This window comes from Clostridium tyrobutyricum (genome assembly GCF_019144085.1).
GTDB classification, from domain to species: Bacteria; Bacillota; Clostridia; order Clostridiales; family Clostridiaceae; genus Clostridium_B; species Clostridium_B tyrobutyricum_A.
Genome location: NZ_JAHHUY010000033.1, coordinates 23,238 through 30,842, shown reverse-complemented (window position 1 = coordinate 30,842; position 7,605 = coordinate 23,238). Strand labels below are relative to the sequence as shown.

Below are 7,605 nucleotides of genomic sequence, written 5' to 3'. Positions count from 1 at the left end.
AAGTAGCAGATACATTTTTATTCATCCTCCTAAATTTTATGATAATTATCGTTAATTATTTTAGTACATATAAATTAAGATAGCATTAATATTATAGAAAGTTTTCCATAACAATTACAATATAGTAGTATTTTAGTTTTTCTGAGATGGGATTTTAAATACAATAAAAAATAAAACTATATATTATTTTATTTCTATGATATCAGTTACAAAACATAAAAATAAATTTTGAGCACATTAATCCAATTATAATTCCGCCTATAATATCTGTAGGATAATGAACGTACAAGTATATCCTGGACAGAGCTATTAAAGATGCTAGTGCAATAAAAATCAGCTTATATTGTATAAAATATGTTGACAGGACTCCTGCCACTGCAAAAGAAGATAAAGTATGTCCTGAAGGAAATGAATATAATGACACTGGCTTCTTAATTATAAGTTCCATATCCTTTTTTTCATTACATGGTCTTAAACGTTTTATCAGATGTTTCAATATCCCCTCTCCAAGGACTGTGCTTACAACCAAAGTTATTATTATAATCTTTCCCATGTATCTATATGTTTTGTCCAGTAGTAAAATAAAAGCTATTGCAATCCAAATAGCACCCATATCCCCTAATTTTGTCATGATACACATAAATGTGTCCATGTATTTATTTCTCAAATATTTATTGATAATAGACAATATATACATATCAAATCTCTGTAACATCAACATAATTATTTTCATCCCTTTTCTACAAAAATATATATTCTATAGATCTTTTATATGAAAGTGGGTATCCAAATACTATTGGATACCTACTTGAGAACTTGAAATGCAATGAATTTAACATTTATATTATGATAAATTTAATAATAATTTGTTTGCAATACACTTATTATCTTATATCCATATTATTTAAGGAACTATTGTATTTACATTAAATATATTTACATTTATGAAAAATCAGATTTCCGTATTGACAATATCGTCACTATGATTATCCTTTTTCTTTCCTCTTATAAATGTAATAACCGCTGGAATAAGCGATATTATTATAATGATAATCAATACATAGGAAAAATTATTTTTTACAATTGGCAAATTTCCAAAAAAGTATCCTCCACCTAAAAATAAGCATATCCATAAAAATGCTCCCAACATATTATAAATTATGAACGTTGAATACTTCATCTCTCCAATCCCAGCTATAAATGGCACAAATGTTCTTATTATTGGAATAAACCTTCCTATTACTATGGCTGCAGTTCCATGTTTTTCATAAAATCTATGTGCCTTATCAAGATATTCTCTATTTATAAATTTTATATTTCCCTTTTTTAGAATACCATTTCCAACCTTTTTGCCTATATAATAATTAACGGTATCACCTATTACTGCCGCAATAAAAAATACCATAAACAGTGTAAATACTTCCATAATACCTTCTGAAGCAAGCGTTCCAGTTGCAAAAATAATAGAATCACCTGGTAAAAATGGTGTAACAACCAGTCCTGTTTCACAAAATACAATCAAAAATATTATACCGTATGTCCATAAGCCATAATTCTGCATTATAATATTCAAATATTTGTCAAGATGTAGTACAATGTTAATCAGATTTCCGATAATACTCATAACTTTTCTTCCCTTCTGTTATTTAAGAGTTAAATATTTTTAATTTAACTTTTAATGGATACTACCAATAATATTATTGTAGAAACTTTCTACCATCTATATATAATTTTACATAATCAAGCATAAATCAATATTAAAACTTAATTAAAATTATATTAAATTTTAATATTTGATTAAAAAATGGATTATAATAAGATCTGAAAAGTAAAGGAGCTGTGGATTTTTGACATCAATAATATAAAAATGATTTACACTGTTTTTGTTTTTATAGCTTTAGCTGCCTTTGATAATATTATCATAGGATTATTTCCACCACTTTTTTCTTCTATAGCAAAAGATATGAATGTTCAAATTTCTTCATTGGGAATTATTTCAGAGGTTAACATTTTAGTTACATCTTTTTCATCAATTCTATGGGGTTATCTTACAGGTAAATTCAATAGAAAGTTACTTGTTATTATAGGAACTATTTTAGCTTATATAAAGATGGCAAAGAATAATGCAAGAGATATAAATGAAGTTAAAAATATACTACATAAACGTGCTAAGTTAAGCTAATGACGTGCAATCAATAATATGCAATCTTCAATCATATATTTAAACTTATAGTTATTTTTGTACCTTTTCCCTCTTCACTCTTAACATCAATGTCTCCATTATATATTTCAATAATTTGCTTGGCAATAGATAATCCAAGACCACTTCCTCCAAGATCTTTAGATCTCGATTTATCTACACAATAAAATCTATCAAATATTTTATGGATTTCATTCTTCGGAATACCTATTCCAGTATCACTTATTATTATATTAATGTATTGCCCGGATTTAATGGAACTTATATCTATATTACCGTGTTCCGCCGTAAATTTTACGCTGTTATCCACAATTATTCTAATTAATTGTTTTATAAGCTTATAATCTGCAATAATCTGTATATTTTCATTGTTAGTATTTGATATAGTATGTTTTTTATCTATGAGTCTAGTTTCCTCCACAACTTTATCTATCAGTTTATTAAGGTGAAATTTATTTTTTTCTATCTTTTGTGACTTATTGTCGCCCCGAGCCAGAAAAAGCAATTTTTCTACAAGTTTGCCCATATTGTATGATTCGGATTTAATGGCTTCAATAGACTTTTCAAGAGCCGCTCTGTCATTCTTTCCCCATCTATCTAAAAGGCCAGCATATCCTTGAATTATAGCTATTGGTGTCCTGAGCTCATGAGATGCATCCGATACAAACTGAATCTGCCTGTTAAAAGAACCTTGAAGTCTATCAATCATATTATTTAATGTTGCAGCAAGCCTTCTCAGTTCATCATTTGGTCCCTTTATGCTTATTCTTTCTTTCAAATTATTAATGCTTATATCATCAGCAGTTTTTGTAATATCATCAATTGGATTCAACATTTTTTTACTTATAATATACCCTAATAAAACGGATAAAATTATTCCAAATAGATCTGCTGCAGCCATGAAAAGGAACAATACCTTTAAGAAATCATATTCATTATCCATGTCCTTAATTATCTGTATATATAAGTTTCTATCATTTTTATCCGAAATTTTTGCATTCAAATAAGTAAGATGCCTTTCCTGACTTTCAATATGTCTTGCTTTTCCATATGGTTTAGAAATTTTTAAATTGTAATCAAATTCATTGGACGCATTAATTATTTTTTTATTACTATCTATAACTTTTACAAATATATTTTCGTTTGGCATTATATCTGAAAAAAGCGCATTATTTGATAAATTTCTGTTTGATTTTAATCTGTTGATTATTATTGAATTTACATCTTCTACACGTTTATTTGCCTGTGTATATAGATAATGCCTTACTCCATTCAATATGTAAGCACTAGATATTGTCAACATCACAGAGAACATAATGGCAAATATTCCAGTCAGTTTAACAGATATCTTTGCATTTCTTATTATATTTAAATTCAAGTTCATTATTTATCTCCTCTTATTACATATCCGACCCCTCTTACAGTAGTTATCAATTTATCATCAAATCCATCATCAATTTTACTTCTAAGATATCTTATAAATACACTAACTACATTAGTATCACTAAAATAATCATATCCCCAAATTTTTTCAATAAGTCTGTCTCTTGTTAAAACTACATTTTTATTCTTCAAAAGAAATTCCAGCAGATCATATTCTTTCTTGGTAAGTTCAATAAATTTTCCACCTCTTATAACCTCATGTGTTTTAGTATTCATTATTAGATTATTTACTTTATACTCATGATTGCCGGATTTTTCAACGTTGTTTCTCCTTATAACCCTTATTCTAGCTAAAAGCTCTTCTATCGCAAATGGTTTTGTAAGATAATCATCTGCTCCGATATCCAAACCCATTACTTTATCTGTAACATCATCTTTAGCAGTTATCATTATAATTGGAACCTTGGAAAACTGTCTTACTCTCCTACAAACTTCTATTCCATTTAGTTCAGGCAGCATTATGTCTAAAAGCACAAGATTATAATTTTTATTCTGTATTTTTTTCAATCCATCTCTTCCATTATATTCAACATCAGTAGCATATCCTTCGTGATCAAGTTCCATTTGAATAAACATTGACATTTTCTTTTCATCTTCAATTATAAGTATTTCATAATCCTTCAAAAAATCACCTCTAAAACAATATTTAAGCTGTATTTCCCATTAATATTATATATTAAACAGATTAAAATTAAATTAAAAATTGTTATATTTAATCATAAAAATCCAATTATGATAGTCAGATTATCTTAAATAACATTAGAAGTAATGAAAAAAGAAAGGGCTAACCTTTAAGGTCATATCCCTTCCTCTTTCTTTGATGCTATTTATTGTTAAGGATTTTGAGCATTTAATATCTTATTTGCTTCATCTGAAGTAAGATTGTAATTCAAGAATGTCTTATAAAAATTCTGTGTTTCTTTTACCATATCAAGATCTTTGAATTGATCTGGATGAATCAATTTTGCAAGCCATTGAAATTGAAGTGCTGATTCCATACCATATCTATCCCAGAGGAAAACTCCCATTGGGTTTACATATACTTTCTTGTTTTTAACTGCATTTACCTGACTCCACTGAGGATTGCTGTATAATTCATCCAAACTCTTTATAGGACTATTCTTGTCATTCAAAACACTTTTTCCCATTATTATAATATCAGGATTCCACTTAAGTACTTGTTCCATAGATGCAGGTTTCTTATTTCCAGATATTTCAGCTGCATCTTTACCTCCACCTGCCTGTATCCAATCATCTACTATAGTATCTTTTCCATCAATTGTAAGTGGCTTGAATGATTCTATATGTAGTATCTTTGGTTTCTGTGAATCTGGTATTTTAGAAGTTACAGCCTTTACTGATTTAAGTCTGTTGTCTAAATAAGAATTGTACTTGTCTGCTTTAGACTGGGCATCGCCCCCAAGAGTTTGTGCTGTTATATTTACAACTTTCTTCAAATCATCATAATTTTGGAATATCAACTGAACAGTAGGAATTCCAAGTTCCTTTGTCTTTGCCAATAGTTTAGACTCAGTTGGGATAAATAGTACATCTGGTTTTAATTTTGCAAGGGTTTCGGTGTTTACAGTTGTATTAGTAAATATAGTCTGAGCCTTGTTCATATCAGGAAATACTTTATAAAGCCAAGGGTATGCTTTCTTCGAATCAATAGTTGCAACTATTTTACTACTTCCACCAAGCATTGCTACTATTTCATTATGTGCAGGCCATGCATCAGCTATTTTAGTAATCTTGTTAGGGACAGTTACCTTTGCACCAGTTGAATCTATTACAACAGTCTGCTTGGTTGAATTTTCACTAGAACTCTTGCTAGAGTTTGTACTGGCTTGACCACATCCAGCCAATAGTGAAACTGCAGAAAGCATAACTATAGCTAGATTTCTGATACGTTTCTTATTTTTCATCATAATTCCACATCCTTTAATATAATTATTTATATCCTAGACAGTATTTTCTGTCTTTGATAGCTAAGATTAGTTTTACAATAATGGAACACATGATTTGATCTCGTATCCATCACTGGAATTAGTAGTTATAATTTTTACATTTACTCCATAGGCATTTTTGAGATTTTCCTCTGTAACAATATCATCTGCACTTCCAACACTAAATTTATTGTTCTTTTCTAAAAGTGCCACCTGTGTAGAACACAAAAATGCATGATCAGGAAAATGAGAAGTCATTACAATTGCCAGTCCTTTTTTAGCAAGATTTGAAATCTGTCTTAATACCCTTATTTGATTTCCAAAATCCAAATTGGAAGTTGGTTCATCCATTATGAGAATATCCGGTTCCTGAGTAAGTGCTCTTGCAATTAGTACCATCTGCCTCTCTCCTCCACTTATTTCAGTATAAACTTTATGCTTCAAATAATTTATTTCAAGCATTTCTATATTTTTGTCGGCAATTTCCATATCTTTGCTGTTTGGAGAACCCATAGCACCTAAATGAGCCGTTCTCCCCATAACTACTACATCCTCAACTGTAAATGGGAAAGGGGTAGTATGTGCCTGGGGGACATATCCTATAGCTCTTGCTATTCTCTTTCTGTCCCAGTTTTTTATATCTTCATTATCTATCAATATTTTACCTGATTTTAATTTTAAAAATCCCAATATAGTTTTGAAAAGAGTAGTTTTTCCAGCACCATTAGGTCCTAGAATACATAATATTTCACCTGACTTTACAGTTAGGGATATATCGCTTATTATAGTTTTTACTCCATATCCACAGGATATATTCTGTATATCCAAAATCATATCCATCCCCTTCTTCCTTTTAAAAGTAAATATATAAAGAATGGAGCTCCAATTAATGAAGTTAGTATTCCAAGTGGAATTTCAGCTGTAAATATTCCCCTTGCTATGTCGTCTACCAGCAATAAATATATACTTCCGATAATCATAGATGCAGGCAAGGCAGCTTTATAATTTGGGCCTACAATCATTCTAGCCAAATGGGGTATTATAAGTCCTACCCATCCAATTATTCCACCTATTGAAACCGATGCAGCTGTAATCAACGTAGAACAGATTATTACAATTGCCTTCATCCTATAAGTGTTTACTCCAAGTGATCTTGCTTCTTCCCCTCCAAAAGAAAGTACATTTAAATTCCACCTTAAAAGAAATAGGGGAATTAAACCAATAAACATTGGTACAATCATAATTAGAATATCTTTTGAAGTAGTAGTAGTAAGCCCTCCTAAAAGCCAGAATGTTATTTCAGGTAGCTTGTCTTCTGTATCCCCTACATATTTGATTAAAGCTATAAAGGCCTGACAAAGACTTGATATAACCATACCTGTAAGTATAAGACTGAGTACAGATCCTTCTTCTCCCCTATTTATTGCTGAATTAATGCCAAGCGTAATGAGTACTGCTGCTAATCCAAATGCAAATGAGATGATCTGAGTTTCCACGGAACTGAAAGAAAGTAGAAGACCAAGAGCCGCCCCAAATCCTGCTCCTCCTGAAGCTCCAAGTATGTCAGGAGCTACCATTGGATTCCTGAATAATCCCTGATAAGCTGCACCTGCTGCTGAAAGAGCACATCCTATAAATACAGCTCCAAATATTCTGGGCATTCTAACCCTAAATATTACATTTTCTACATTTGCTCCATATAAAGAAGGAGCCCCTGTTATTTTAGCATAAAATACATTTATAATTTCAGATACTGATAATCTATAAGTGCCTACAGTAAAGGAAAATAGAAAAGTAATTATAAGTAATAATAAAAATATCCAGTTTGCATAGCATATATTTCTCTTAATTTTTCCACTTTCTTTAACCATGGATTTACTCACTTTTTTAATATTTGTTGAAGAAGTATCTAAGCCTTCTTTCATTAACGTCACACCATCTTCCCTTTATCGTATTATAATTACATAACATAATATAGCGTATTATAACCTAATATATAAAATCAGTAATACTATG

7 protein-coding genes and 1 pseudogene are annotated in these 7,605 nt (G+C 29.9%); 1 reads left to right on the top strand and 7 read right to left on the bottom strand.

What is annotated here, in order from left to right; genetic code table 11:
- Nucleotides 1-202: 202 nt before the first annotated feature.
- Nucleotides 203-721 carry a phosphatase PAP2 family protein gene (locus tag KM800_RS12610; RefSeq protein WP_217813402.1) on the bottom strand — a complete coding sequence of 173 codons (519 nt, stop codon included), beginning with the start codon at nucleotides 719-721 and terminating at the stop codon, nucleotides 203-205.
- 231 nt (nucleotides 722-952) lie between these two features.
- The gene (locus tag KM800_RS12605) at nucleotides 953-1,624 is read right to left on the bottom strand and encodes a DedA family protein (protein WP_017753072.1); all 672 of its coding nucleotides are present in this window, start codon (nucleotides 1,622-1,624) and stop codon (nucleotides 953-955) included.
- Nucleotides 1,625-1,867: 243 nt separating this feature from the next.
- On the opposite strand from KM800_RS12605, the pseudogene KM800_RS12600 reads away from it, so the two are divergent.
- Nucleotides 1,868-2,098, top strand: a pseudogene (locus tag KM800_RS12600) (MFS transporter); the annotation flags it as partial.
- A gap of 115 nt (nucleotides 2,099-2,213) precedes the next feature.
- Here KM800_RS12600 and KM800_RS12595 read toward each other — a convergent pair.
- The 5 genes from KM800_RS12595 to KM800_RS12575 form a co-directional block, all read right to left on the bottom strand.
- Nucleotides 2,214-3,584, bottom strand: a complete 1,371-nt coding sequence (locus tag KM800_RS12595; RefSeq protein WP_217813401.1) for a sensor histidine kinase — start codon at nucleotides 3,582-3,584, stop codon at nucleotides 2,214-2,216.
- Nucleotides 3,584-4,267 carry a response regulator transcription factor gene (locus KM800_RS12590; protein WP_217813400.1) on the bottom strand — a complete coding sequence of 228 codons (684 nt, stop codon included), beginning with the start codon at nucleotides 4,265-4,267 and terminating at the stop codon, nucleotides 3,584-3,586. The genes KM800_RS12595 and KM800_RS12590 overlap by 1 nt, the downstream gene beginning before the upstream one ends.
- A gap of 209 nt (nucleotides 4,268-4,476) precedes the next feature.
- Entirely contained in the window at nucleotides 4,477-5,568 is a 1,092-nt protein-coding gene (locus KM800_RS12585) for an ABC transporter substrate-binding protein (protein ID WP_217813405.1), read from the bottom strand.
- A gap of 75 nt (nucleotides 5,569-5,643) precedes the next feature.
- Nucleotides 5,644-6,423, bottom strand: coding sequence for an ABC transporter ATP-binding protein (locus KM800_RS12580; RefSeq protein WP_217813404.1), 780 nt, complete (start codon nucleotides 6,421-6,423; stop codon nucleotides 5,644-5,646).
- The gene (locus KM800_RS12575) at nucleotides 6,420-7,514 is read right to left on the bottom strand and encodes a FecCD family ABC transporter permease (protein WP_217813399.1); all 1,095 of its coding nucleotides are present in this window, start codon (nucleotides 7,512-7,514) and stop codon (nucleotides 6,420-6,422) included. The genes KM800_RS12580 and KM800_RS12575 overlap by 4 nt, the downstream gene beginning before the upstream one ends.
- Nucleotides 7,515-7,605 lie beyond the last annotated feature (91 nt).